The following is a 25,057-nucleotide window of genomic DNA, read 5'->3' as shown; positions in this document are numbered from 1 at the left end:
CCTCGGCGCGCAGGACGCGGCAGGCCTGGGTGCCGGAGTAGTCGAACTCGCAGGCCTGACCGATGACGATCGGGCCGGAGCCGATGACGAGGACGTGGCCGACGTCGTCGCGGCGGGGCATCAGCGGTCCTCCATCAGGGCGACGAAGCGGTCGAAGAGATCGGCGGCATCGTGCGGTCCGGCCGCCGCCTCCGGGTGGTACTGCACCGAGAACGCCCGCCCGTCGATCAGACGCAGTCCCTCGACGCAGCCGTCGTTGGGGCAGGTGTGGGTGATCTCGCCGGTGCCGAACGGGGTGTCGAACCGCTCCCCCGCCTCGCCCGCGACGGCGAACCCGTGGTTCTGCGACGTGATCGCGACCCGGCCGGTGGCGTGCTCGACCACCGGGATGTTGATGCCGCGGTGGCCGTAACGCAGCTTGTAGGTGCCGCGGCCGAGCGCGCGGCCGAGGATCTGGTTGCCGAAGCAGATCCCGAACAGCGGGATCCCCCGCTCCAGCACCTGCCGTGTCAGCGCGACGGGAGCCTCGGCCGTGGCGGGATCGCCGGGGCCGTTGGACAGGAAGAACCCGTCGGGCGCGAGCTCCTCGATCGCCGCGAACGGGGTGTCCGCGGGCAGGACGTGCACCTCGACGCCGCGCGCGGCGAGCATCCGCGGGGTGTTCGCCTTGATCCCGACGTCGAGCGCGGCCACCCGGTACCGCGGCTCACCGTGGGCGGGCACCACGTACGGCTCACGCGTCGTCACCGCGCCGTAGAGATCGGCCCCCTCCATCGGCGGGCTCGCGAGCACCCGCTCGACCAGCTCGGGCCCCCGCGCCAGCGCCTCCCCGGAGAACACCCCGGAGCGCATCGCGCCGCGCTCGCGCAGGTGGCGCACCAGTGCGCGCGTGTCGATGCCGGCCACGCCGACGATCCCCTGCTCGCGCAGCTGCGCAGGAAGCGAGCTCGTCGCTCGCCAGTTCGACGGGCTGCGCGACGGGTCGCGCACCACGTAGCCGGCGACCTGGATGCGCGCGGACTCGTCGTCCTCGTCGTTCCAGCCGGTGTTGCCGATCTGCGGGGCCGTCTGCACGACGATCTGGGCGTGGTAGCTCGGGTCGGTCAGGGTCTCCTGGTAGCCGGTCATCCCGGTGGTGAAGACCGCCTCGCCCAGGGCCTCGCCGACCGCGCCGAACTCCTCGCCACGGAAGATCCGCCCGTCCTCCAGGACCAGCAGCGCGGGCCCGCGCGTGGTCGACGACTCGCTCGCACGCTCACTCAGAATCGACGACTCGCTCGCACGCTCACTCAGAATCGACGATTCGCTCGCACGCTCACTCATGCGGCCGCCCCGTTCCGGGCCGTCACACGTCCGCGCAGGATCGTCGCCACCACCGTGGCCGGCAGCCGCATCCCCTCGTACGGGGTGTTGTCGGCGACGCTCGCGAGCCTCGCCCCGCGCACCGTCCACACCTCGTCCGGGTCGACCAGCACGAGGTTGGCCGGCTCGCCCACCGCGATCGGACGGCCCTGGTCGGGCAGCCCCACGATCTCCGCGGGCCGCTGCGAGAGCACCCGGGCCACCCCGCGCCAGTCCAGCAGGCCCGGCTCCACCATCGTGTGGACCACCACCGACAGCGCCGTCTGCAGCCCGAGCATCCCCGGCCGGGCCGCCTGCCACTCGGTGTCCTTGTACTGGCTCGCGTGCGGCGCGTGGTCCGTGGCCACGACGTCGATCAGGCCCTCGGCGAGCGCGGCACGCATGGCGGCGGTGTCCGATGCCGTCCGCAGCGGCGGGTTGACCTTGTTGACCGGGTCGTAGCCGGTCAGGCGGCCGTCGGTGAGCAGGAGGTGGTGCGGGGTGACCTCGGCGCTCACCCGCACCCCGGCCGCCTTCGCGGCCCGCAGCACGTCCACGGTGCGCGCCGACGAGACGTGGCAGACGTGCAGCGCCGCACCCGCCTCGCGGGCCAGCGCGCAGTCCCGGGCGACGATCGTCTCCTCCGCCGTGGCGGGCCAGCCGGCCAGCCCCAGTCGCGACGCGACCACGCCCTCGTGGGCCTGCGCGCCCGCGGTGAGCCGGGGGTCCTCGGCGTGCTGGGCGATCACGACGTCCAGCGCCGAGGCGTACTCCAGCGCGCGGCGCATGATCAGCGGGTCGTGCACGCAGCGGCCGTCGTCGGAGAACATCCGCACCTGCGCACGCGAGCGCGCCATCGTGCCCAGCTCGGCCATCTTCGTGCCCTCGAGCCCCACGGTGACCGCGCCGACCGGGTGCACGTCGACGAGCCCGACCTCCTCGCCGCGGCGGCGTACGTGCTCCACGACGACGTCGGTGTCGGCCACGGGATCGGTGTTGGGCATCGCGAACACCGCGGTGAAACCCCCCAGCGCCGCCGCGCGCGAGCCCGTCGCGATCGTCTCGGACTCCTCACCACCCGGTTCGCGCAGGTGGGTGTGCAGGTCGACGAAGCCCGGCAGCAGCACAAGGCCCGCCGCGTCGATCGTCTCGGCACCGTCGGGGGCGGCGACGTCCGGGCCCAGCTCGGCGATCACCCCGTCCCGCACGAGGACGCCGACCGCCGGGCCCTCCCCGTAGGGCTGGGCGTTGCTCAGGAACAAGGTCATTGCGGCGCTCCCGCGAGCAGGTGGTAGAGGACGGCCATCCGCACGTGCACGCCGTTGCGCACCTGGGCGAGGATCACCGCGGAGGGTGAGTCGGCCACCGCGGGCGAAATCTCCATACCGCGCACCATGGGGCCGGGATGCAGCACGACGGCGTGCTCGGGCAGCATCGCGGCGCGTTCCTGCGTGAGGCTGTACCCGATCACGTACTCGCGCGACGACGGGAAGAACGCTCCGTGCATGCGCTCGGCCTGCACCCGCAACATCATCACCGCGTCCAGGGCGGAGAGCTCCGCGTCCAGCTCCGAGCTCACCCGGCAGGGCCACTCCCGGACCCCGACGGGCAGCAGCGTCGGCGGCGCCACGAGCACCACCTCCGCGCCCAGCGTCGCGAGCAGGAAGACGTTGGAGCGCGCCACGCGGCTGTGCAGGATGTCGCCGACGATCCCGACCCGGCGCCCGGCGACGGTACCCAGCCGGTCGCGCAGCGTGGCCGCGTCCAGCAGGGCCTGCGTCGGGTGCTCGTGGGTGCCGTCGCCCGCGTTCACCACGGCCGTGGACGTCCCCGCCCCGTTCGGGCCCACCGCGCCCGCGGCCGCGTCGCGTTCGGCCCAGTGCGCGATCCGGTGCGCCGCGCCCGAGGCCGGGTGGCGGACGATCACGCAGTCCGCGCCCATCGCTGCGAGCGTGGCCGCGGTGTCGCGCAGGGACTCGCCCTTCGACACCGACGAGCCCTTCGCCGCCACGTTCACCGTGTCCGCGCTCATCCACTTGCCCGCGATCTCGAACGACACGCGCGTGCGGGTGGAGTCCTCGTAGAACATCGTGACGACGGTGCGCCCACGCAGCGTCGGCAGCTTGCGGACCTCGCGGCCCAGCAGCGCCTGGCGCAGCCGGTCCGAGGTGTCGAGCAGGCCGGTGGCGGTGGCTGCGTCGAGGTCGGTCACGGCGAGCAGGTGCTTCACGCCGTACCCCCCGGCCGCTTCCAACCTCGCTGCGCTCCTCGGCCGCCGACACCCGATGCGCTGCTCACTGGGCGTCCACCTCCCCGCCTGCCTGCTCGGGCAGGCGCTCGATCAGCACGCCGTCGCGCCCGTCGATCTCCGCGAGGAGCACCAGGATCTGCTCGCTGCGCGAGGTCGGGACGTTCTTGCCGACGTAGTCCGCGCGGATCGGCAGCTCCCGGTGACCCCTGTCGACCAGCACCGCGAGCTGCACGGCGCGGGGCCGGCCGTGGTCGCCGAGGGCGTCGAGCGCGGCGCGGGTCGTCCGCCCGGAGTAGAGGACGTCGTCGACGAGGACGACGAGCCGGTCGTCGACGCCGCCCTCGGGCATCGACGTCGGCTCCAGCGCCCGGGCGGGCTTGCGGCGCAGGTCGTCGCGGTACGGCGTCGGGTCGACGGTGCCCACCTCGGGCTCGACGCCGGAGAACTCCGCGATCGCCGCCGCGAGGCGCCGGGCCAGCAGCGCGCCCCGGGTGGGGACGCCGACGAGCACCGGCGGCCCGGCGTCGGCGGTCTTCTCGATGATCTGGTGCGCGATGCGCGCGATGATGCGGGTGACGTCCGCCGCGCTGAGCAGCTCCCGGCCGGGAGGGCTCGCGCCGGCGTGGTCCCCGCGGCGGTCGTTCGCCACGGACCACTCCTTCCCCGCCTCACGGGACGGGCTTTAAAGGAACCGGTTGGGGCGGCCCGGCAACGGCACCGCCGCGCCGAGACCGTACCAGTGCGGCCCGCGACCCGTCCGACGAGGTGATCGGGCCGACAGGGCGACTCCGGACGCCCGTGGCAGGATGTCGATCAGCCGTTCGGGTGTTCTCAGGCTGTGACGACTCCGGAACGGGGTGCACATCTTGACCGCGAGAGCCTCGTCAGCGCATGATTACTCTCCGTATTGATCGACACGGTACCCGGGTGGCCGCACGGTGCGGGGGGCAGCGCCACGGGACCGCCGGGCCGACCGTCGCGACCGTACGGCCGCACTCCGATCCATGCCCGATCACACAGACGTTCCACAGCACCGCCAGCACCGCCGTTCGACATCAGGACTGACAGCAGTGACGCCGCCGGGCCCGGGGCCGGCGACCAGCACGTGAGGAGATCGCCACCATGGGCGACTACGCGAAGGCGCTCGGCGGGAAGCTCCGCGCCATCCGTCAGCAGCAGGGATTGTCGCTGCACGGTGTCGAGCAGAAGTCCGGCGGGCGCTGGAAGGCGGTCGTGGTGGGCTCGTACGAGCGCGGCGACCGCGCCGTCACCGTCCAGAAGCTCGCCGAGCTCGCCGACTTCTACGGCGTGCCCGTCGCCGAGCTCCTGCCCGAGGGCCGCGTCCCGTCCGGCTCGGAGCCCGCCACGAAGATCGTGATCAACCTGGAGCGGCTCCAGCAGCTGCCTGCCGACAAGGTCGGCCCGCTCGCCCGGTACGCCGCGGCGATCCAGAGCCAGCGCGGGGACTACAACGGCAAGGTCCTCTCGATCCGCGCCGAGGACCTCCGCTCGCTCGCGATCATCTACGACACGTCCCCCGGTGAGCTCACCGACCAGCTCATCGACTGGGGCGTCCTGCCGCCGGACGCCCGCCCCGCCGGCCGGGACTGAGCCCGCGGCGCGTGTCCGATCGGGCCCGTCCCGTTCGTCGGCGTGGTAGGAGGTGAGTGGTCACCTCCCCGACCCGAGGAGACACGCGTGCACTACCTGGTCCTGCTCTACGGGGACGAGACCGGGGCGCCCGAGCCCGGCACCCCCGAGTTCGACGCCGAACTGGCCGGCTACGCCGCCTTCGACGAGCACGCCGCGGGCGCGATCCGCGGCGGCGCGGCGCTGCACCTCACCGAGCGGGCCCGCACCATCCGCCACGACGGAGCCGCGGTCACGGTCACGGACGGTCCGTTCGCCGAGACCACCGAGGTGCTCGGCGGCTACTACGTGCTGGAGTGCACCGACCTCGACGAGGTGATCGAGCTGGTCCGCGCCATCCCGGCCACCTCGCACCCGCGCTCGGCGGCGGAGGTGCGCCCCATGCTGGCGAACGAGGCCCTGCGACCCGAGGGCGAGATGCTGCCCGACCTGTGGCTGGCCACGCTGCACCGGGGCGGGGCGCCGGGCACGGAGACCGGAGGGGCCGAGACCGGGCCCGGGGTCCACGACGCGTTCGTGCGGGCCCACCGCCCGCAGCTCGTCCGTGTCGGCACCCTCCATCCGGCCACCAGCGCCACCACCGTCCGGGTGCGCGAGGGCGGGCTGCAGGTCGTCGACGGCCCGTTCGACCCGCGGCTCGCGGTCGTCGACGGCTTCTACGTCCTGCAGGCCGACGCGGACAAGGCCGAGACGCTCGCGCGGGAGATCCCGGTGGGCGACGGCGGCGCCGTCGAGCTGCGGCCGATCGTGGACCTCACCGCGATGTGAGCGCGCCCCGCGTGCCCGCCGACGTCGTCACCGCCGTGTTCCGCGCCGAGGCGGGAGCGGCGGTGGCGACGGTCGCCCGGCTCACCGGCGACGTCGGCCTGGCCGAGGACGCCGTCCAGGAGGCGTTCGCCGTCGCGGTGCAGCGCTGGCCCGCGCACGGCGTGCCGGACCGTCCCGGCGCGTGGATCACCACCACCGCCCGCAACCGGGCGCTCGACGAGCTGCGCCGCGAGGCGTCCCGCCCGGCACGGGAGGCGGCGGCGGTGCGGGAGGCACTCCCGGCCCTGGCGGCCACCCCGCCCGTGCTGCACCCGGTGCGCGACGACCAGCTACGGCTGCTGTTCGCATGCTGCCATCCGGCGCTCCCGCGCGCGGGCCACGTCGAGCTGGCCCTGCGGCTGGTGTGCGGGCTGCGGGTCCCGGAGATCGCGCGGGCGCTGCTGCGCGGCGAGGAAGCGGTCGCGCGGCGGATCCACCGGGCCAAGGCCAAGATCCGCGATGCCCGGATCCCGCTGCGGGTGCCGCCACCGGAGCTGCTCGGCGAGCGGCTGCCGTCGGTGCTGGACTGCGTGTACCTCACCTACACCGAGGGCTACGCCGCCACCGCGGGCGAGGACCTCATCCGCCACGACCTCTGCGACGAGGCGGTCCGGCTGGCCCGTCTCGTCGTCGGGCTGCTGCCGGGGCGGCCGGGCGCCGAGGCCCTGCTGGCGTTGCTGCTGCTCCAGGACGCACGCCGGCCCGCCCGGCTCGACGCGGACGGCGAGATCGTGCTGCTCGCCGACCAGGACCGCGCACGCTGGGACGCGGAGCGGGTCGCCGAGGGGATGCGGTGGCTGCAGCGGGCGAGCGCACATCCCGAGATCGCGGTGGCCGACGCGGCCTACCTCTACCAGGCCGCGGTCGCGGGTGAGCACTCGACGGCGCCGACCTGGCAGGCCACCGACTGGCCTGCGATCGTCGTCCTCTACGACCGGCTGGCCGCACTGACCTCCTCGCCGGCCGTCCTGCTCAACCGGTCGGTTGCGGTGGCCCACGCCGACGGACCGGCTCGCGCCCTGCCGCTGCTGGAGGCCCTCGCCGACGACCCCCGCCTGGCCGGGTCCCACCGGCTGGCGCTGGCCCTGGCCGACGTCCACCGCCGCCTCGGCGACCTCGACGCCGCGCTCGCGGCCTGTGCCGAGGCGGAACGGCTCGCGCCGACCGGCCCGGAGCGGCGACACGTCGCCCGGGTGCGGGCGTCGCTCCCGTGACGTCGGCGCCGTCCGGGTCCGGAACGCCCGAGCGGAACGTCAGCGGGGTGGCGAGGTGCGGGAACCCCGCTGACGTCGCACTCGCGCGTCGTGCCGGGGCGCCGACCGACCTGCCACCGAATCCGCCGGGCGACGGTCGGGATCCTTGCGGGTGCCGCTGAACAGCCGGAACGGACGGCCGACGCGGTGTGCCGCCGGTCGAGCTCCGGTGAACGTTCAGTAGATCGGGATGCCGACGTCGAGGCCGAGCTGGATGCGACCCGCCGGTTCGAGCATCGTCGTGGCGAGCAGGCCGTGCTGCGCGGCGACCATGCCGTCGCGGAACGCCCGCTCCAGGCGGCTGCCGACGTAGAGCGACGACGAGCTGCCCAGCACGTACGCGCGGGTGAGGACGTCGCGGGCGGTCTGCGCCGCGTGGCACATCGCCGCCCGCATCGCGCCCCGCATGGCCGGGGTCACCGGGGTGTCCGCCCCGTCCCGGACGGGACGATCGAGGACGGCGCCGTCGATCTCGGCCGCGCAGGTGCGCAGCAGCAGGCTCGCAGCCCGCAGCGCCGCGTCCGCGCCCGCGATCCCGGCCTGGGCGTGGGCCCGGCGCGCGAGCGTCGCCCCGTTGTCGGTCGCCTTTCCCGCGGCGAGCTCCACCAGCGCGTCCAGCCCCGCGCGGGCGATCCCGAGCACGACGGCGGCACAGCCCGTGGAGGCGATCGTGAACACCGGGATGCGGTAGAGCGGGCGGTCGATGCGTGACGGGGCGAACGGGCTCACGACCAGCTCCGACGGCACGACGGCGCGGTCGACGACGACCGAGTTGCTTCCGGTGCCGCGCATGCCGGTGACCTGCCAGGTGTCGAGCACGCCGATGTCCGAGGTCGGCAGGAAGAACACCTGCACGTCCGGCACGGGGTGCTCGACGGTCGCGAACAGCGCCACCCAGTCCGCGGAGTCGATGCCGCTCACGAGGTCCCACCGGCCGCAGAGCGCGTACCCGCCGTCGACGGGGACGGCGCGGCCGGTGGGGCGGGCCGAGTTGACGACCACCGGATCGGCCCGTGGATCCGGCCCGCCCCAGATGCGGTCGGCCCCGGCCTCGGGCAGCAGCGCCGCCGCGAAGCCCGTGTTGCCGTTCCAGACGTTCCACGCCACCGGGCCGTCGATGCGGGCCAGCTCCTCCAGCACCGCGACGGTGTCGGCGAGGCCGAGCTCTGCGCCGCCGTACTCGTGCGGCAGGGTCAGTCGGAAGGCACCCGCCCCCCGCAGGATCTCGACCAACGGCTCGGGCAGGCGGCGCAGGGCGTCCGCCTCGTCACGCCACGTCTCGACGGCATCGCGAACGGCGACCGGCAGCTCACGGGCGCGGCTCATGGTTTGGACCATGAGTCCAGACTACGCGTCTGGACCCGAAGTCCGCTAGGGTCGGCTCCATGGCCGTCCGTCCCTATGCCCGCCCCGGTGCGCCGAGCACACGCGCCACCGAGCAGCGTGTGCTGGACGCCGCCGAGGAGATGATCGGCGAGGGCGAGTTCCACCGGGCGAGCGTCACCGAGCTCGCCCGCCGCGCCCAGGTCGCCCGCGCGACCGTGTTCGGGCGCTTCGGCTCCAAGCTGGGCGTCCTCGAGGCCCTCGCCACCCGCTGCTCGGGCGGGCCGGAGATGCGCGGCATCCGCGAGGCGATCGCCCTCGACGATCCGCGGGCCGCTGTCACGGCCGTGGTGCGTGCCTCGTGCGTGCTCTGGGAGCGGCAGGGACACATCCTGCTCACCCTCAAGGCCGTCACCGAGTTGGAGCCCGGCGCGGTGGCCCTCGTCGACGACCAGCGCGCCGATCAGCGCACGTCGCTCGAAGGCCTCGTGGCGCGGCTGCACGCGGCCGGGAAGCTGCGCGCCGGGCGCACCCCGCACGCGGCCACCGCCGCGCTGCACATGATCACGAGCGTGGAGTCGTTCGTGGAGCTGCGCACCCACGGCGGGCTGTCGCTCGACGACACCGTCGAGGTGCTCACCGGGCTCGCGACGAGCCTGCTGCGCTGATCCCCGGGGCGCGCCGTGCACACCCGGGGCGCCGCACCCCCGGACGCCGTGCACACGTTCGCGCGCCGTGCACACCGCCACGTCCCGTGCACACGTTCGGCCATGTGCACCGCAACACCGCCATGTGCACCGCACGCGAACACCGCCATGTGCACCGCACGCGGCGGGGGCACCGTGCACACCCCCGGACGCCGTGCACACGTTCGCGCGCCGTGCACACCGCCACGTCCCCGTGCACACGTTCGGCCATGTGCACCGCAACACCGCCATGTGCACCGCACCCGGCGTGCACCGCCCGGCGGGGCGCCCGGCGAGGCGCCGCGCAGCGGCCTACCGGCCCCTGACGGGGGTCAGCGGGCGGCGCGCAGCTCGTCGGCGATGTCGGCGATGCCACCGAGCACGCCGTTGAGGAACCGCGGCGAGTCGTCCGTGGAGAGGGTGCGGGCCAGCTCGACGGCCTCGGTGATCGCCACCGGGTCGTCGATCTCGTCCACCCACAACAGCTCGAACACCCCGATCCGCAGCAGCATGCGGTCGACCGCCGGCATCCGCGCCACGGTCCAGCCCTCGGAGTGCTCCGCGAGCAGCTGGTCGATGCGCTCCTGATGGGTCGCGACTCCCTCGACGAGGAGTGCGGCGTAGTCCGAGACGGGCGGCGCGTCGTCGGTCTCGCGGCGCTGGGTGAGCACCGCGAGCGGATCCTCGCCGCGCGCCTCGGACTCGAAGAGAATGTCCAGCGCGCGCTTGCGGGCCTTCGTGCGCGCCCTCAGCATGATGTCGACGCGAGCATCAGCCCGACACGCGGCCCAGGTAGCGGCCGTCGCGGGTGTCCACCTTGACCTTCGTCCCCGTCTCGACGAACAGCGGCACCTGGATCTCCGCGCCCGTCTCCAGCGTGGCGGGCTTGGTGCCGCCGGTGGACCGGTCGCCCTGCAGACCCGGGTCCGTGTGGCTGATCACCAGCTCGACGGAGGCGGGCAGCTCGATGTAGAGCGGCACGCCCTCGTGGGAGGCCACCATCGCGACCTGGTTCTCCAACAGGTAGTCCGCCGCGCCGCCAACCGTGGCCTCCGCGATCGGGATCTGGTCGTAGGTGTCGCCGTCCATGAAGACGAAGTCCGTGCCGTCCCGGTAGAGGAACGTCATGTCTCTGCGGTCCACGGTGGCCGTGTCGACCTTCGTACCGGCGTTGAACGTCTTGTCCACGACCTTGCCGGTGAGCACGTTCTTGAGCGTCGTGCGCACGAAGGCGCCGCCCTTGCCGGGCTTGACGTGCTGGAACTCCGTGACCGACCACAGCTGGCCGTCCAGGTTGAGCACCAGGCCGTTCTTCAGGTCGTTCGTGGTCGCCACGCGAGGATCTCCTGGTTCGAAGCTGCGGGCGCGGGCCCGTGCCGGGAGCGCGCCGGGGATTTGGCCGGAGGGCGGCGGCCGATGAGGCGGCACCGCCGTGCTGGCCCCACGATACCGGTCGGGTCCCGCACGCCCGCGCGCCCCGGCGCCGAGCTGCGCCGACCGCCCTCAGAGCTCCCGCAGCTCGCGCGTGGTGCGGCTCAGCGCCTCGGCCGCGCCACCTGTCACCAGCAGCGTGTCCTCGATCCGGACGCCGCCGCGGCCCTCCAGATACACGCCGGGCTCGACGGTCACCGTCATGCCGGCGGCCAGCGTGCCCGATCCCGCGGGCCCGAGGCCCGGCGCCTCATGGATTCGCAGGCCCACGCCGTGCCCGAGCCCGTGCGGGAAGTTCTCGCCCTCGCCGGCTGCGACCACGACGTCACGGGCGGCCGCGTCCACGACGACGACGTCCGCCCCGGGCCGCAGGGCCGCGCAACCGGCGACCTGCGCCGCCGCGACCAGCTCGTACAGCTCCCGCTGCCACGCCGCCGCGGGGCCCAGCACGACGGTGCGGGTCATGTCGGAGTGGTAGCCCTCGACGAGGGCACCGAAGTCGAGGGTGACGAGGTCGCCTCGGCAAAGCGGTGCCCGCGACGGTCGGTGGTGCGGGATCGCCGCGTTCGCACCCGCGGCCACGATCGACTCGAACGCCGGCGCGGTGGCGCCGAGGGCCCGCATCCGGGCCTCCAGGTCCAGCGCCACCTCCCGCTCGGTGCGCCCGGCCCGCACGCCGCCTGCCGCGACCAGCTCGGCGAACGCCTCGTCCGCGACCGCGCAGGCGCGGCGCAGCGTGGCGATCTCGTCGGCGTCCTTGACCTGGCGCAGGCGCTGCACGAAGCCGGGCGCCCGGTGCAGCGCCGTCGGCCCGCCCGCGCGGGTGAGCTCGTCCACCAGCACCGCATGGGCGTCGACCGTCACCGCGTCCGACTCGAACCCCAGCCGCCCGAGACCCCGCCCGGCCGCCGTCGTGACGAGCGTCCTGGCCCCCGCGCGATCGATCACGGCAGGCAGGTCCGGGACCTCGGCCGCTGCCTGGAGCGTGTACCGGCCGTCCGTGCAGAACACGTCCCGGCCGTCCGCCGCGACCAGCAGGCAGGCGTTCGAGCCGGTGAACCCCGTGAGGTAGCGGACGTTCACCAGGTCCGTGACGAGCAGGGCGTCCAGCTCTGCCGGATCGGCGAGCAGAGCGCGCAGGGCGTCGCGGCGGGCCGCCGGGGCTGCACTGGGGGACATGCCCCGAGCCTATGCCGGGCGCCCTGCCCTCTCCTCTGCATTGGCGCCCGCCTCGTCATCGGCCGTCTCGTCGGCGATCCAGCGCAGCGCCAGTTCGTAGCCCCGCAGCCCCAGTCCGACGATCGACCCGTTCGCCACAGCGCTGATGTAGGAGTGGTGGCGGAACTCCTCCCGCTTGTGCACGTTGCTGATGTGCACCTCCACCAGCGGCGCGGTGAGCTGCGCACACGCGTCACGCACGGCCACCGACGTGTGCGTCCACGCGCCGGCGTTGAGCACCACGGGCACGCCGTCGTCCGCCGCCGTGTGCAGCCAGCCGATCAGCTCGCCCTCGTGGTCGGTCTGGCGCACCTCGACCGCGAGCCCCAGGTCGCCGCCCGTGCGTTCGCATCGCTCGACCAGCTCGGCGTACGTGCCGAACCCGTACATCGTCGGCTCGCGCCTGCCGAGCCGGCCCAGGTTCGGCCCGTTCAGGACGAGGACGGGCCTACTCATGCCGTCGCTCATGCCGTCGCTCATGCAATGGCCCCGGAGCTGATCGCGCTGTAGGCCCTCTCCAACAGCGCCTGCTCCGGCGCCTCCAGCCGCCCCGGCTTCGCGAGCCCGTCCAGCACGACGAACCGCAGCTTGCCGCCGCGCGCCTTCTTGTCCCCGTGCATCGACTCCACGAGCTCGCCCAGCGCACCCGGCTCGTAGGCGACGGGCAGCCCGATCGACTCCAGCACTGCCCGGTGCCGGTCCGCGGTGGCGTCGTCGAGGCGCCCCGCCGCCCGCGCCAGCTCCGCGGCGAACACCAGCCCGACGCTCACGGCCGCCCCGTGGCGCCAGCGGTAGTCCTCGCGGCGTTCGATCGCGTGGCCGAGGGTGTGGCCGTAGTTGAGGATCTCCCGCAGGTGCGACTCCCGCAGGTCGGCCGACACGACGTCCGCCTTCACCTGGATCGCCCGGCGCACCAGCTCCGGCAGCACCTCCCCCGCCGGATCCAGCGCCGCTGCCGGGCCCGCCTCGACGAGGTCGAGGATCACCGGATCGGCGATGAAGCCCGCCTTGAGGACCTCGGCCATCCCCGCGGCCAGCTCCGGTGCGGGCAGCGTGTCGAGCGTCGCGAGATCGACGAGCACCGCCGACGGCTCGTGGAAGGCACCCACCAGGTTCTTCCCCGCGGCGGTGTTGATGCCGGTCTTGCCACCGACCGCGGCGTCCACCATCCCGAGCAGCGTGGTGGGCACGTGCACCACCCGCACCCCGCGCATCCAGGTGGCCGCGACGAACCCGGCGAGATCCGTGACCGCGCCCCCGCCGAACCCGACGATCACATCCCCCCGGGCCACGCCTGCGCTGCCGCACACCTCCCAGCAGAACCCCGCGACCGCGAGCGACTTGCCCTCTTCCGCGTCGGGCACCTCGATGCGGTGCGCCTCGACGCCCGCGGACTCCAGCGCGAGCCGCGCCTGCTCCACGGCGTCCGCGAGCACCGGCTGGTGCACCAGCAGTGCCGTGCCCGCGCCCGTGCCGGTGACCGTGGCGGTGAGCCGCTCGCGCACGCCCCGCCCGATCACCACCTCGTACGGCCGCTCCGCCGCCACCTCGATCGTCACCGGTGTGCTCATGGTCGCCGACTGTAGAGACCGGTCACGGACGCTGCGCCTCCGCGGGCCCACCGAGGGCCGTGCCCGCCGAGGTCGTGATCTCGATCGGCATACCCTCCTCCGGCGGCACGTCGGAGTCGCCCGGCAGCTCGTCCTCCGGTGAGAGCGGCGCATCCGGGTCGGCCGCGCCCATGGCCTCCAGCACGGCCCGCGCGACCTGGTTGGTGTTGCGGCGCACCGTGTCGATCTCGATCGTCGCGACCTCGCGGTAGAGCGGGGTGCGCGCCTCCAGCAGGGCGCGGAACGTCGCCCGCGGGTTGACACCGACCAGCAACGGCCGGGCCGTCGACATGCCGGTGCGGCGCAGCCCGTCGGCCAGCCCGACCGTCAGGTAGACGACCTCGTGGCCGCGCAGGCGCTGCCTGGTCTCCACCGCCAGCACCGACCCGCCGCCGAGCGCGAGCACGCCCGTCGTCGTGGCGAGGGCCTCGGCGACCACCTCCCGCTCCAGCTCGCGGAATGCCTGCTCACCGTCCTGCGTGAAGATGTCCGAGATGGGCTTGCCCGCCCGCTCCACGATCAACGCATCCACGTCGGTGAACTCCAGCCCGAGCCGACGGGCCAGTGCCTTCCCGACGGTGGTCTTCCCCGCGCCCGGCGGGCCGACGAGGACCACGCGGGGGCGCCTCCCATCGGTCATCGGTTGGCGTCCCGGTAGGCGGCAAGGTTGCGGCGCGTCTCGGCCAGCGAGTCCCCGCCGAACTTCTCCAGGGCGGCGTCGGCCAGGACGAGAGCGACCATGGCCTCGGCGACGACGCCTGCGGCGGGCACCGCGCACACATCGGAGCGCTGGTGGATGGCCTGCGCGGCCTCCCCGGTGGCGACGTCCACGGTCCGCAGGGCACGCGGCACGGTGGAGATCGGCTTCATCGCCACCCGCACGCGGACGGGCTCGCCGTTGGTCATGCCGCCCTCGATGCCACCGGCCCGGTTCGACAGGCGCCCCACCCCGTCCTCGGCCGGGACCATCTCGTCGTGGGCGGCGCTGCCCCGGCGGCGTGCGGTGCGGAACCCGTCGCCGATCTCCACGCCCTTCATCGCCTGGATGCCCATCAGCGCCCCTGCGAGCCGCGCGTCCAGGCGCCGGTCCGACTGCACGTACGACCCCAGCCCGACCGGCAACCCGTAGGCGATCACCTCGACGACGCCGCCGAGCGTATCGCCGTCGGACTGCGCCGCGTCCACCTCGGCCACCATCGCCGCGGTGGCGGCGTCCGAGTACGCGCGGACGGGACTCGCGTCGACGCGCTCCAGGTCCCCCGGGCCCGGCAGCTCGCCCTCCGGCGCCTCGGCGGTACCGAGCGAGACCACGTGCGAGAGCACGGACACCCCCAGTGCCTGGGTGAGGAAGGCCTTCGCGATGGTGCCGAGGACGACGCGGGCGGCCGTCTCTCGGGCGCTCGCCCGCTCCAGCACCGGGCGGGCGTCGTCGAACCCGTACTTCGTCATCCCGGCGAGATCGGCATGACCCGGCCGGGGCCTGGTGAGGGGGGCGTTGCGAGCGCGGTTCTCGATCAGCGCGGGATCGACGGGATCGGCCGCCATCACCGTCTCCCACTTTGGCCACTCCGTGTTGCCGATGCGGACCGCGACCGGCCCGCCCTGGGTGCGCCCGTGCCGGACCCCGCCGATGACCTCCAGCTCGTCCGCCTCGAACTTCATCCGCGCCCCCCGTCCGTGGCCGAGACGACGGCGGGCCAGCTCCGCGGCCAGCTCCTTGGTGGTGATCTCGACTCCGGCGACCATGCCCTCGAGGACGGCCACCAGGGCCGGGCCGTGCGACTCCCCGGCGGTGATCCAGCGCAACACGTCGACCTTCCTTCCACCCGCTCCCGGCCGGTCAGCCTAGCCCCGGGCCCGCGCCGGCCAGCGCTGTGCCGAGCGTCACCGCCCAGGCCGCGAGCAGCATCGACGGGCCGTGGGGCACCCTGGGGCCCGGTATCCGCCGCACCCGGCCCGGCACGGCGCTGTCCTCGCGGGCGCTCCCGGCGGCCCGGCCGGACGCCACGAGGCCGAGCGCCGCCGTGAGGATCGACGCCAGCACCGCCGCCGGGACGAGCGCGGCGAGCGATCCCGCGGCCAGCACGGCGCCCAGCGGAGCGGCGAGCTTCACGTCCCCGCCCCCGATCGCCCGGGGCGCGCACCAGCGGACCGCGGCGTGCACGCCCAGCGCCAGACCGGCCCCGGCGAGCCCGCGCAGCACCGCCGCGCCGCCGAGCGGGACGACCAGCAACAGCGCGCCCGGGAGTGCGGGCAGCGTCAGCGCGTCCGGCAGCCTGCCGCGGGCCAGATCGACGGCTCCGAGCGCGGCCGCGAGCCAGCCCAGCCCCAGCAGCGCCGGCAGCCAGCCCCCCGGAAGCGCACCGCCCGCCCACAGCCCGCCGACGCCGCCCCAGAGCACCGCGACGGCCAGCTCGCACCCCGGGGGGCGGACCGGTGCGCCGCGGGGAAGGCTCCCCACGAGCCATCGCGCTGCGGCGCCCGCGACCGCCCCGACCAGCGCGAACACCGCCACGATCGCCGTCAGGTTCATCATGGCTCGATCATGGGAGAGACCTCTGCGCCTCCGCCAGACCCAACGCGCGAGCTGTGGACAACCCGGCGCGAGGTGGACAACCGCCAGTGGGGCGGCGTCCTCGCAGACCGCTGGCGCCCATCGGACCGCAGGCTCGCCGAGAGTGCACACCTCGCAGGCCACCGCGCGCACCTCGCAGAGAGCCGGCGCGCCGCGCAGACGCTGCAGCATCTGTGAGGCGCACGCAAGCCCTGCGAAGTCGACCGGCGAGCGCAACCGCCAGACGCGCAGCCCTCGCCAGCACCGCCCTCGCGCCTCGTACCCGCGACCCGGTGCCCCGCAGAGATCAGCCACACCGCGCAGGCCACCGCACACCTCGCAGGCCACCGCGCGCACCTCGCAGGCCACCGCACCTCGCAGAGAGCCGGCGCGCCGCACAGACGCTGCAGCATCTGCGAGGCGCACGCAAGCCCTGCGAAGTCGACCGGGAGCGCCGTCACGCACCGCCGGACGCGCGGTCGCCGCCAGCATCGCCCTCGCACCCGCGCCGCCAGAGGCCGGCCGCCCTCTGACCCCGCATACCTCGCAGAGATCAGGCACCCCTCGCAGCTTCCCGCACAACACCTCGCAGAGAGCAGGCGCGCGTCGCAGGGGCTGCAGCATCTGCGAGGCGTACTCGACCTCTGCGAGGCGGCGGCCAGCAGCGGCCGGCCAGCAGCAGCCGGGCGCGAGCGCCGACACCGAGTGCACAACCGGCACACCACCGACACTCGGCGCGCCGCCCGTCGCGCCACCCGTCGCACCATCCGCTGCGCCACCGCCCCCGCCGCGCCGCCGCCACCCGCCGCGCCGCCGCGCCACCGCGCCGCCACCCGCGCGGCGCGTCACGCCACCGGTTCCGGCACCACACCCTCCCGCCGGTGCTGGTCGCAGACGGTCGACCCGTCACGGAACAGCACGCCGTCCGCGCACCGCGCCTCGACCGCGCCACCCGCGAACTGCTCGGTGTAGAGCCGCGCGTAGAGCCCGCCCCGGGCGAGCAGCTCGGCGTGGGTGCCATGCTCCACGATCCGGCCCTCGTCGACCGCGAGGATCACGTCCGCACCGAGCACGGTGGAGAGCCGATGCGCGATGGCGATCGTGGTGCGGCGACTGGTCGCGTTCTCCAGGGCCTCCTGGACGAGGCGCTCGCTGGTGGTGTCGAGGGCGCTGGTGGCCTCGTCGAGGATGAGGATCCGCGGGTCGGACAGCAGCACCCGCGCGATGGCGAGGCGCTGCTTCTCCCCGCCGGAGAGGCGGTAGCCCCGCTCTCCGACGACGGTGTCGTAGCCCTCGGCGAACGACAGGATGCGGTCGTGGATGTTGGCCGCCCGCGCGGCGGCTTCCAGCTCGACGTCGGTCGCGTCGGGCTTGGCGTAGCGCAGGTTGTCCGCGATCGTCGCGTGCAGCAGGTAGGTGTCCTGGGTGACCATCCCGATGGCGTCGGCCACCGAGGCCTGGGTGAGCCCGCGGACGTCCTGGCCGTCGATCAGAACGCGGCCGCGGTCCACGTCGTAGAGGCGCGGGACGAGGTAGGACAGAGTGGTCTTGCCCGAGCCGCTCGGCCCGACGATGGCGGCGAGCTGCCCCGGCTCGACGACGAACGACACGTCCCGCACCGCCCACGCGGGCTCCCCCGGCGCATCGGCCGGGTACGCGAACCACACCCCGTCGAACTCCACCCGCCCCGGCTCGGGGCTCGCCGGCAGCACCCGCGCGTCGGGCGCGTCCACGATCCGCGGTGTGAGGTCGAGGTATTCGAAGATCCGCCGGAACAGCGCCAGCGAGGTCTGCACGTCCAGCCCGACCCGCAGCAGGTTCACGGTCGGGAAGATCAGCCGGCCCTGCAACGTCGTGAACGCGACGATCGTGCCCGCGGTCACGGCGGTGCCGGTCGCGATGAGGATGCCCGCGACGAGGTACACCAGCGCCGGAGTGACGCTCATGAACGTCATGACGACCGCGAAGAACGACTGCCCGGTCATGGCCTGGCGCACCTGCAGGCCCACCTGGCGGGCGTTCTCGGCGCGGTAGCGCTCGATCTCGTAGGCCTGCCGGTTGAACACCTTCGCGAGCAGCACCCCCGAGACCGACAACGACTCCTCGGTGATCGCCGTCATGTCCGACAGCGACTCCTGGGTGCGCCCGGCGATGCGCTGGCGCACCCGGCCGACGCGGGTCTGCAGCAGCACGAACACGGGCATCAGCACGACCGCGACGAGCGTGAGCTGCCAGGACAGCAGCACCATCGCCACGAGCGCCGCCACGACCGTGACGACGTTGCCGAGGATCGAGCTCGCCGTCTCCGACAGCACGGTCTGCACGCCGCCGACGTCGTTGGCGAGCCGGGACTGGATCGCGCCGGTGCGGGTCGCGGTGAAGAACGACAGGTCCATGCGCTGGAGGTGCGCGAAGAGCCGCCCGCGCAGGTCGGCCATGACCCGGTTGCCGAGCAGGGTGGTCTGCCACGTCTGGAACACCCCGATCAGCGCCGAGACGATCGGCAGCGCGACCATCCCCGCCACCAGCCACGCCAGGAGCGGCAGGTCCACCGGCGAGCCGTCGACGGGGAAGAGCGCGTCGTCGAACGCCGCCTGTGTGAGGAACGGTGTGACGATGCCGAGGCCGCTGCTCGCCAGCACCGCCACGACGATCACGGTGAGCGTGGTGCGGTACGGGGTGAACAGCGCCCACACGCGGCGCCCGAGCCGGTCGTCCATGCCGCCGAGCGTAGGCAGCGCGGACGGGGTCCGCGCCGCTGACGCGTCGGGCCTGTGAACTCCCCGTGAACCGCAGGCGTCGACCCGGCCATCTCCGGTTCAATGGCCGTCGGGGTCGTTCGGGTGGACGAGGGGACCGGTGGACGGGCACTACGTCGGCAGGGTCGCGGACGAGGACCCGCTGCACGCGATGCTGTCGCGGATCGTGGTCGAGCGGTGCGGCGTCGAGCACCCGGCCGGGTTCCGCGCGTTCCGGTTGCACGGCAGCAACGAGGTGTACGGCTACGAGGAGTGCGTCAGCGGCACCCGCCTGATCGGCAAGTTCTTCGGGCGCCGCTTCGGGTGGGACCGCGACCGGGCGGTGTCGAAGGCCGGGCGGGAGTTCGCGAGCTACGAGACGTTGCGCGGCTACCAGCTCGTCGGAACACCGCACCACGTCGTGCGACCGCTGGGCCTGGAGCGCGACATCAACTGCGTTCTCGTGCTCGAGTACTACGGCGGCGAGTCGCTCTGCAGCGCGATCGCCCGCGGGCTGCACGGCGACCACGACCACCTCTTCGGCAGGCTCACGGCGCTGTCCTACTACCTCGCCACCCAGCACAACCGCACCGCCGACGGCGCCGCCGTCGACTTCGGCACCGACCTCGCCTACCTGGACCGTCTGCTGGACGCCCTGCGCGTGACCGGCCGCCTCGGGGCCTGGGACGCCGACGAGATCGGCTGGCTCGCGCAGCTGTGGAGCCTGCGCCCGCGGATGTGGGCCGACCGGCAGGTGTGGCTGCACGGCGACGCCACGCCCGCGAACTTCCTCTTCGGCGCCGGGCTCGACGTGGGCGCGATCGACCTGGAGCGGATGCGCCGCGGGGACCGGGTGTTCGACGTGGGTCGGGTCGCGGGCGAGCTCCAGCATGCGTTCCTGCGCGCCACCGGCAGTCGCGAGGGCGCCGAGCCGTTCATCGGCCATTTCCTGTGGGAGTACTGCTGCCACTTCCCCGACCGCGAGGCCGCGTTCGCGTCGGTGACCGCGCGCGTCCCGTTCCACATGGCGACGAACCTCCTGCGGATCGCACGCAACGCCTACGTCGATCCGCCGTACGCCGCCAGACTGGTCGCGCAGGCCAAGGAGCTGCTGCGCACACCCTGACCGACGTCCCCGAACGGAGCCCATGGACGACATCCGCGCGATCGTCTTCGACGTCAACGGCACGCTGGTCGACATCCTCACCGACGAGCACGACGAGGCCGTCCACCGCGCCGTCGGCCATCTGCTCTCCTACCAGGGCATCGACCTGCGCCGCGGCCGGGTGCGCGAGCTGTACTCCGCCTACCTCGACGAGCAGCGGGCCGCGAGCGGGCAGGCGCACCCCGAGTTCGACGCCGTCGCGATCTGGGCCCGGATCGTCGACGAGCACGCCACGGACTTCACCCGGTCGCTGCCCGCCGCGAAGCGGGTGCACCTTCCGCTGTTGCTGGCCGAGACCTACCGGGGTGTGTCCCGGCGCAGGCTGCGGCCCTATCCGGGGGTGCGCGAGGTGCTCGAGGCGCTCGCCGCGCGGTACCCGCTGGCCGTCGTCACCGACGCACAGAGCGCCTGGGCGCGGGCCGAGCTGCACCAGGTCGGGCTGCTCGACCTGTTCGACCCGGTCGTCGTGTCCGGTGACCACGGTTTCCGCAAGCCTGATCCCCGGCTGTTCCGGCTCGCCCTGGCCGCACTGGACGTGGCGCCGGAGGATGCGCTCTACGTGGGCAACGACATGTACCGCGACGTGCACGGAGCGCAGGCGGCCGGGATGCGTGCGGTGCTGGTCGCCTCCGACCAGGGGCGCAGCGCCTGGCGCGACACCGTGCCCGACCACGTGATCGACGACCACCGCGAGCTGCTGGCCCTGCTCGGGGTGACCCCACGGTCAGGTCGCGGAAGCGGCCAGCCAGGCGAGGATCGCGTCGGTGTGCTCCCCGAGCGCGGGCACCGGGTCCATCCGGGCCGGGCGGCCGGGGAACCCGATCGGCGGCGGTAGCGCCCGCAGCTCCCCCACCGGTGAGCCCACGGCCGTCCACCGGCCGTCGAGCTGGGGATGCTCCAGCACCTCGGCGACCTCCCGGCGCCGCGCGTGCGCGATCCCCGCCGCCGCGAGCCTGCCCAGGAACTCCGCCCCGGTGAGCCCGTCGAGCACCGCGTCGATCCCGGCGTGCAGGGCGGGCCGGTTCGCCACCCGGCGGGCGCCGGTGTCGAACCGGGGGTCCGTCGCCATCCCCGGGCGCTCCAGCACGCCCGAGCAGAACGCCGCCCACTCGCGCTCGTTCTGGATCGAGAGCACCACCTCGGTGCCGTCACCCGCGGTGAAGGTGCCGTACGGGGCGATCGCCGAGTGGCTGGTCCCGGTGCGCGGCGGCGGGGTGCCGCCGTAGCCGGTGTAGTAGAGCGGGAAGCCCATCCACTCGACGAGCGCGTCGAAGAGGCTGATCTCCAGGTGGGTGCCGACACCCGTGCGCTCCCGGTCGTAGAGGGCGGCGAGGACGGCCGAGAACGCGTACATGCCCGCCCCGATGTCCGCCGCCGGGATCCCCGCCTTCGCGGGCGCCTCCGGCGTGCCGGTGACGGCGACGAGGCCCGCCTCGGACTGGATGAGCAGGTCGTAGGCCTTGGCATCACGGTACGGGCCGGACGGGCCGTAGCCGGAGATCGAGCAGGTGATCAGCCGCGGATGGCGTTCCCGCAGCATCTCGTGGCCCAGGCCGAGCCGCTCGGCGGCGCCCGGCGCGAAGTTCTGCACGAAGACGTCCGCCCGTTCCAGCAGCGGCCCCATGACGGCGCCCCCGTCGGCCTTGAGATCCAGCGCCAGGCTCTCCTTGGAACGGTTGAGCCACACGAAATGGCTCGACAGACCGCGCACGGTCTCGTCGTAGCCGCGGGCGAAGTCGCCCGCGTCCGGGCGCTCGACCTTGATCACCCGAGCGCCGAGGTCGGCGAGCTGGCGGGTGGCGAACGGCGCCGCCACCGCCTGCTCGCAGGACACGACGACGATCCCGTCGAGCGGCAGTGCGGGCATGCGGCGATCCTGCCAGCCGGACCCGGCGCGCCCGCTCAGGCGAGCGCGACGATCTCCGCCAAGCCCTCGGCCAGGCACGCCATCAGCTCGTCCGGCTCGGTGACGGCGGCGCTGTCGGAGTTGACGCCGATGCAGGCCGTCCCGGCGTGGGAGAGCAGCGTGAGCATCACGGCGCAGCCCGGGAGCGGACCGAACGGGTACATGCGGGTGATCCGTGCGCCCGCCATGTAGACCTCGCGGGGCAGACCGGGGACGTTGGAGACCTGGACGTCGTTGGCCGACGACAACCGCCCCGACACCGCCCCGACGACCGGCGCCGGCAGCCACTCCATCACCGGCCCGAGGAACCCGAAGACGTCCGGGTTCGCCCGCGCCGACAGCACGAACTCCCGCACCGTGCGGATCCGCTCGACGGGGTCCTTCTCCGCCATCGACCCGACCAGCCGGGCCCCGGTGAAGCGGTTGCCGCCCTGCGGGTCGTCCTCGCGCCGCAGGCTGATCGGGAAGCCGATCGGGAGATCGCCCGGCTCGGCGCCGAGCAACTCGTGGTAGCGGCGAAACCCGCCGATCACCGCGGCGAGCAGGCCGTCGTTGACCGAGCCGCCCACCGCCTTCGCCCCGGCCCGCAGCGCAGCGAGGGGGAGGTCGAGCACGTCGAAGCGCCACGGCCCCCCGCGCGGGGCGAGCAGCGGCGACCCAGCAGGCGGGACGGCGGCCCCACCCACGGTCCGGACGACCTCGGCGACCCGCGACAGCGTCGTCACCGGGTGGGTGAGCGACCCGAGCACGCCCGCCCCCTGGCGCAGGACCTCGCCGGGCACCGCGGCGACCGTGCGCGTGACCTGTCCGGTGAGCAGCGCGGACGGCACCGCGAAGCCCGGATCCGGGACGGGCGGTTCGGGACGCGCCGGGTCGGGCTCGGGGCGGTCGCGGTGCAGCCTCGAGATCAGCTGCAGCCAGCCGAGCGCGTCCGTGGCGCTGTGGTGGATCACCATCGCGTAGGCGGCTCCCCCGTCCGCGAGGCCGTCCACGAGCAGGGTGCGCCACAGCGGGCGGTCGTGGTCCAGCGGCGCCTGGGCGAACTCGGCCACCGCGTCCAGCATCTGGCGCTGCGACCCCGGCGCGGGCAGCGTCCGGTGCTGGACGTGGACGTCCAGGTCGAGGGACGCGACGGTGACCCACGTCGGCGCGCCGACCCCGAGCGCCGGCTCGACCACCTTCTGGCGCATCCGCGGCACCATCCGCGACGCCCACTCGTGCGCGGCGCGGAAGCGTTCCCGGTCCGGGGCGGTGTCGAGCAGCTCCAGGACGGTGGAGTTGGCGCGCAGCCGCGGATCGGCGACCTCGGCGCGCCACATCGCCGTCTCCAGCGGGTTCATCTCCGGTGCCGTGCCCCACTCCAGCGCAACGGCGGGCACGGGGCCGGCCGGGCCGGTGGAGACCTGCACCTCGTGCACCGTGGGCCGCCACTGTGCGAGCGCGTCGAGGAACATGGCGCGGACGTCCGCGACGTGCTCGTCGACCGTCGCGGACGTCCAGCCGTCGGTGGGGACCGCGGGCAGCACCCGCACCTGCACCGTCCCCGGCCGGATGACCGACGAGTCGCGCCACATCAGCTCGCCCGCGTTGCGGATCACGACGGGCAGGATCGGCACCCCCGCCTGCATCGCGACGTGGAACGCCCCCTTCTTGAACGGGCCCAGCGCCGGGGTGGCCGACCGCGTGCCCTCCGGTGCGATGACCAGTGAGATCCCCTCACGCAACCGCTGCACCGCCGGTTCGAGCGCCTTGCGGGCCTGGGCGCCGTCGGCGCGGTCCACGAACGCGACGTCCATCAGCCGGAACGCCAGGCCGAAACCGGGCATGTTCGCGAGCTCCTTCTTCGCCACGCCGGTGAACCCGCCGCGCAGCAGCTTCGCGAGCACCAGGACGTCGAGCTGGCTCTGGTGGTTGAACACGATCACCGCGGGGCGTGTGGCGAGGTGCTCCGCGCCGTCGACGTCGAGATGCACGCCGGCGAGCGCCGCGCCCAGGTCGCCCGCGAGCGTGATGCCGAGATCGACACCGTCGCGGCGCGAGCCGGTGAGCAGGCCCGTGACGAGCCCCGCGCCGAACCCGCCGAGCATCCCGCCGATCCCGGCCGCGGTGCGCACCACGTCGGTGACGCCGGTGTGGTTGCGGGCGCGGAACCGGGCGATCGGCCAGCCCCGGCGGCGGGCCTCGGCGGCGAGACCCCGGCCGGGGTTCAGCGCGCGGGGACGCCCGACCGCCTCCAGGAACGGGACGTCCTCGTCACCGTTGGAGTAGGCGTAGCTCGCCGCGAGGTCGACGCCGTGGACCGGGGCGAACTCGCGAACGGCGGCGGCCTTGCCCGCCCGCCACAGCGGCGGCCCGCCGGGGCGTCCGGTGCACACCCCGTGCTCGAACCCGACCGGTGTGACGAGGATGTGCTCGACCCCCATCGCGCGCGCGGCGGGCTCCACCTGGAAGCGGGTGGCCGACGAGGCCAGCACCACGGTGTGCCCGGCCCGGCGGTGCGCCTCCACCAGCCGCCACGCCTCCGGGTACAGCGAGCGGGCGATGCCCTGCACGAACAGCCGCTCCCCCAGCTCGACCAGCTCGTCCTCGCTGCGCCCGGTCCAGGCGCGCATGCCGAGCAGGAAGAACTCCTCGAAGTCCGCCTCGGTGGTGACCCCGCGCATCCCGATCAGCAGCATCCGGCCGAGGTCGCCGGGGGTGACGTGCAGCGAGCGCAGGTGGTGGCGCGCGAAGGTGCCGAACGAGTAGCCGTCGATCAGCGTGCCGTCGAAGTCGAAGAACGCGCCGACCTGCGGGCCCTGCGGCCCGCTCTCGACGTCGGCGATCAACCGCTCCTCGCTCCACTGCCCTCCGGGGCCCGTCTCACGGTTCGACACCCGCCGCCTCCTGTCGGGTCGCCGCATCGATCTCGTCGATGACGGTCACGCGCGCGACGACGTCCTCGACGCGCTCGGCGAACCGCACCCGCCGGGCGGCGAGATCGGCCCCGTCGAGCAGGCCCTGGTTGTCGGCCAGCCTCAGCGCGGAGGCGAACAGCTCACGCGACAGCGACTCGGGCCCGTGCAGCCTGCCCTGCAGCAGCAGCTGCTGGCCGAGCCCGGACGCGGCGTCGAGGAACTCCTTC

23 protein-coding genes are annotated in these 25,057 nt (G+C 74.2%); 6 read left to right on the top strand and 17 right to left on the bottom strand.

All coding sequences use genetic code 11. From position 1 onward, the window contains the following. Window positions 1-120: 120 nt before the first annotated feature. The 4 genes from carA to pyrR all read right to left on the bottom strand — a co-directional run bounded on the left by carA (window position 121) and on the right by pyrR (window position 4,241). The gene (gene carA, locus AB7J25_RS22980) at window positions 121-1,323 is read right to left on the bottom strand and encodes a glutamine-hydrolyzing carbamoyl-phosphate synthase small subunit (RefSeq protein ID WP_428511996.1); all 1,203 of its coding nucleotides are present in this window, start codon (window positions 1,321-1,323) and stop codon (window positions 121-123) included. Further along, window positions 1,320-2,609, bottom strand: a complete 1,290-nt coding sequence (locus AB7J25_RS22975) for a dihydroorotase (protein WP_428511994.1) — start codon at window positions 2,607-2,609, stop codon at window positions 1,320-1,322. Before AB7J25_RS22975 ends, carA begins: the two co-directional genes overlap by 4 nt. Then, window positions 2,606-3,571, bottom strand: a complete 966-nt coding sequence (locus AB7J25_RS22970; protein ID WP_428512000.1) for an aspartate carbamoyltransferase catalytic subunit — start codon at window positions 3,569-3,571, stop codon at window positions 2,606-2,608. The genes AB7J25_RS22975 and AB7J25_RS22970 overlap by 4 nt, the downstream gene beginning before the upstream one ends. Before the next feature lie 64 nt (window positions 3,572-3,635). After that, window positions 3,636-4,241, bottom strand: coding sequence for a bifunctional pyr operon transcriptional regulator/uracil phosphoribosyltransferase PyrR (gene pyrR / locus AB7J25_RS22965; protein WP_428511992.1), 606 nt, complete (start codon window positions 4,239-4,241; stop codon window positions 3,636-3,638). Between the two features lie 473 nt (window positions 4,242-4,714). On the opposite strand from pyrR, the gene AB7J25_RS22960 reads away from it, so the two are divergent. From AB7J25_RS22960 to AB7J25_RS22950, 3 genes are all read left to right on the top strand, one after another. After that, window positions 4,715-5,203, top strand: a complete 489-nt coding sequence (locus tag AB7J25_RS22960) for a transcriptional regulator BldD (protein WP_428511990.1) — start codon at window positions 4,715-4,717, stop codon at window positions 5,201-5,203. Between the two features lie 87 nt (window positions 5,204-5,290). Continuing rightward, on the top strand, window positions 5,291-6,010 hold the full coding sequence (locus tag AB7J25_RS22955; RefSeq protein WP_428511988.1) for a YciI family protein: 720 nt from the start codon (window positions 5,291-5,293) through the stop codon (window positions 6,008-6,010). Window positions 6,011-6,021: 11 nt separating this feature from the next. Then, entirely contained in the window at window positions 6,022-7,263 is a 1,242-nt protein-coding gene (locus tag AB7J25_RS22950) for an RNA polymerase sigma factor (RefSeq protein ID WP_428511986.1), read from the top strand. 216 nt (window positions 7,264-7,479) lie between these two features. Here AB7J25_RS22950 and AB7J25_RS22945 read toward each other — a convergent pair whose 3' ends face one another. Continuing rightward, window positions 7,480-8,628, bottom strand: coding sequence for an acyl-CoA dehydrogenase family protein (locus AB7J25_RS22945; RefSeq protein WP_428511984.1), 1,149 nt, complete (start codon window positions 8,626-8,628; stop codon window positions 7,480-7,482). A 59-nt stretch (window positions 8,629-8,687) separates the two neighbouring features. On the opposite strand from AB7J25_RS22945, the gene AB7J25_RS22940 reads away from it, so the two are divergent. Beyond that, the gene (locus AB7J25_RS22940) at window positions 8,688-9,293 is read left to right on the top strand and encodes a TetR/AcrR family transcriptional regulator (RefSeq protein ID WP_428511983.1); all 606 of its coding nucleotides are present in this window, start codon (window positions 8,688-8,690) and stop codon (window positions 9,291-9,293) included. A gap of 350 nt (window positions 9,294-9,643) precedes the next feature. Here the strand turns inward: AB7J25_RS22940 and nusB are convergent, their stop codons facing one another. The 9 genes from nusB to AB7J25_RS22895 all read right to left on the bottom strand — a co-directional run bounded on the left by nusB (window position 9,644) and on the right by AB7J25_RS22895 (window position 18,844). Further along, window positions 9,644-10,063, bottom strand: a complete 420-nt coding sequence (gene nusB / locus AB7J25_RS22935; RefSeq protein ID WP_428511998.1) for a transcription antitermination factor NusB — start codon at window positions 10,061-10,063, stop codon at window positions 9,644-9,646. A 19-nt stretch (window positions 10,064-10,082) separates the two neighbouring features. Further along, on the bottom strand, window positions 10,083-10,646 hold the full coding sequence (gene efp, locus AB7J25_RS22930; protein WP_428511981.1) for an elongation factor P: 564 nt from the start codon (window positions 10,644-10,646) through the stop codon (window positions 10,083-10,085). Between the two features lie 168 nt (window positions 10,647-10,814). After that, window positions 10,815-11,921: a M24 family metallopeptidase gene (locus tag AB7J25_RS22925; protein WP_428511979.1), complete on the bottom strand. Its 1,107-nt coding sequence runs from the start codon at window positions 11,919-11,921 to the stop codon at window positions 10,815-10,817. A gap of 9 nt (window positions 11,922-11,930) precedes the next feature. After that, complete coding sequence (aroQ, locus tag AB7J25_RS22920) at window positions 11,931-12,428, bottom strand: type II 3-dehydroquinate dehydratase (RefSeq protein ID WP_428511977.1); 498 nt, start codon at window positions 12,426-12,428, stop codon at window positions 11,931-11,933. An 8-nt stretch (window positions 12,429-12,436) separates the two neighbouring features. Further along, window positions 12,437-13,531, bottom strand: coding sequence for a 3-dehydroquinate synthase (gene aroB / locus AB7J25_RS22915; RefSeq protein ID WP_428511975.1), 1,095 nt, complete (start codon window positions 13,529-13,531; stop codon window positions 12,437-12,439). 22 nt (window positions 13,532-13,553) lie between these two features. Then, window positions 13,554-14,210, bottom strand: a complete 657-nt coding sequence (locus AB7J25_RS22910; protein WP_428511973.1) for a shikimate kinase — start codon at window positions 14,208-14,210, stop codon at window positions 13,554-13,556. Further along, window positions 14,207-15,379 carry a chorismate synthase gene (aroC, locus tag AB7J25_RS22905; protein WP_428511971.1) on the bottom strand — a complete coding sequence of 391 codons (1,173 nt, stop codon included), beginning with the start codon at window positions 15,377-15,379 and terminating at the stop codon, window positions 14,207-14,209. Before aroC ends, AB7J25_RS22910 begins: the two co-directional genes overlap by 4 nt. 31 nt (window positions 15,380-15,410) lie before the next feature. Continuing rightward, entirely contained in the window at window positions 15,411-16,106 is a 696-nt protein-coding gene (locus AB7J25_RS22900; protein WP_428511969.1) for a prepilin peptidase, read from the bottom strand. A gap of 863 nt (window positions 16,107-16,969) precedes the next feature. Next, a complete protein-coding gene (locus tag AB7J25_RS22895) occupies window positions 16,970-18,844 on the bottom strand; it encodes an ABC transporter ATP-binding protein (RefSeq protein WP_428511967.1) in 1,875 nt (624 codons plus the stop codon). Between the two features lie 139 nt (window positions 18,845-18,983). Between AB7J25_RS22895 and AB7J25_RS22890 the strand changes: the two genes are divergently transcribed. Beyond that, complete coding sequence (locus AB7J25_RS22890) at window positions 18,984-19,988, top strand: phosphotransferase family protein (RefSeq protein WP_428511965.1); 1,005 nt, start codon at window positions 18,984-18,986, stop codon at window positions 19,986-19,988. A 22-nt stretch (window positions 19,989-20,010) separates the two neighbouring features. Next, entirely contained in the window at window positions 20,011-20,862 is an 852-nt protein-coding gene (locus tag AB7J25_RS22885; protein WP_428511963.1) for an HAD family hydrolase, read from the top strand. Here the strand turns inward: AB7J25_RS22885 and AB7J25_RS22880 are convergent. The 3 genes from AB7J25_RS22880 to AB7J25_RS22870 all read right to left on the bottom strand — a co-directional run. Continuing rightward, entirely contained in the window at window positions 20,752-21,894 is a 1,143-nt protein-coding gene (locus tag AB7J25_RS22880; protein WP_428511961.1) for a CaiB/BaiF CoA transferase family protein, read from the bottom strand. The genes AB7J25_RS22885 and AB7J25_RS22880 overlap by 111 nt on opposite strands. Before the next feature lie 35 nt (window positions 21,895-21,929). Beyond that, window positions 21,930-24,809: an HAD-IB family hydrolase gene (locus AB7J25_RS22875; protein WP_428511959.1), complete on the bottom strand. Its 2,880-nt coding sequence runs from the start codon at window positions 24,807-24,809 to the stop codon at window positions 21,930-21,932. After that, window positions 24,796-25,057 (bottom strand): hypothetical protein (locus tag AB7J25_RS22870; RefSeq protein WP_428511957.1); only part of this gene is annotated, 262 nt, incomplete at its 5' end. The genes AB7J25_RS22870 and AB7J25_RS22875, both read right to left, overlap by 14 nt.

The organism is Pseudonocardia sp., assembly GCF_050246655.1.
Classification (GTDB): domain Bacteria; phylum Actinomycetota; class Actinomycetes; order Mycobacteriales; family Pseudonocardiaceae; genus Pseudonocardia.
Note: the sequence above shows the minus strand (reverse complement) of the source record. Positions and strands in the feature narration are given on the sequence as shown.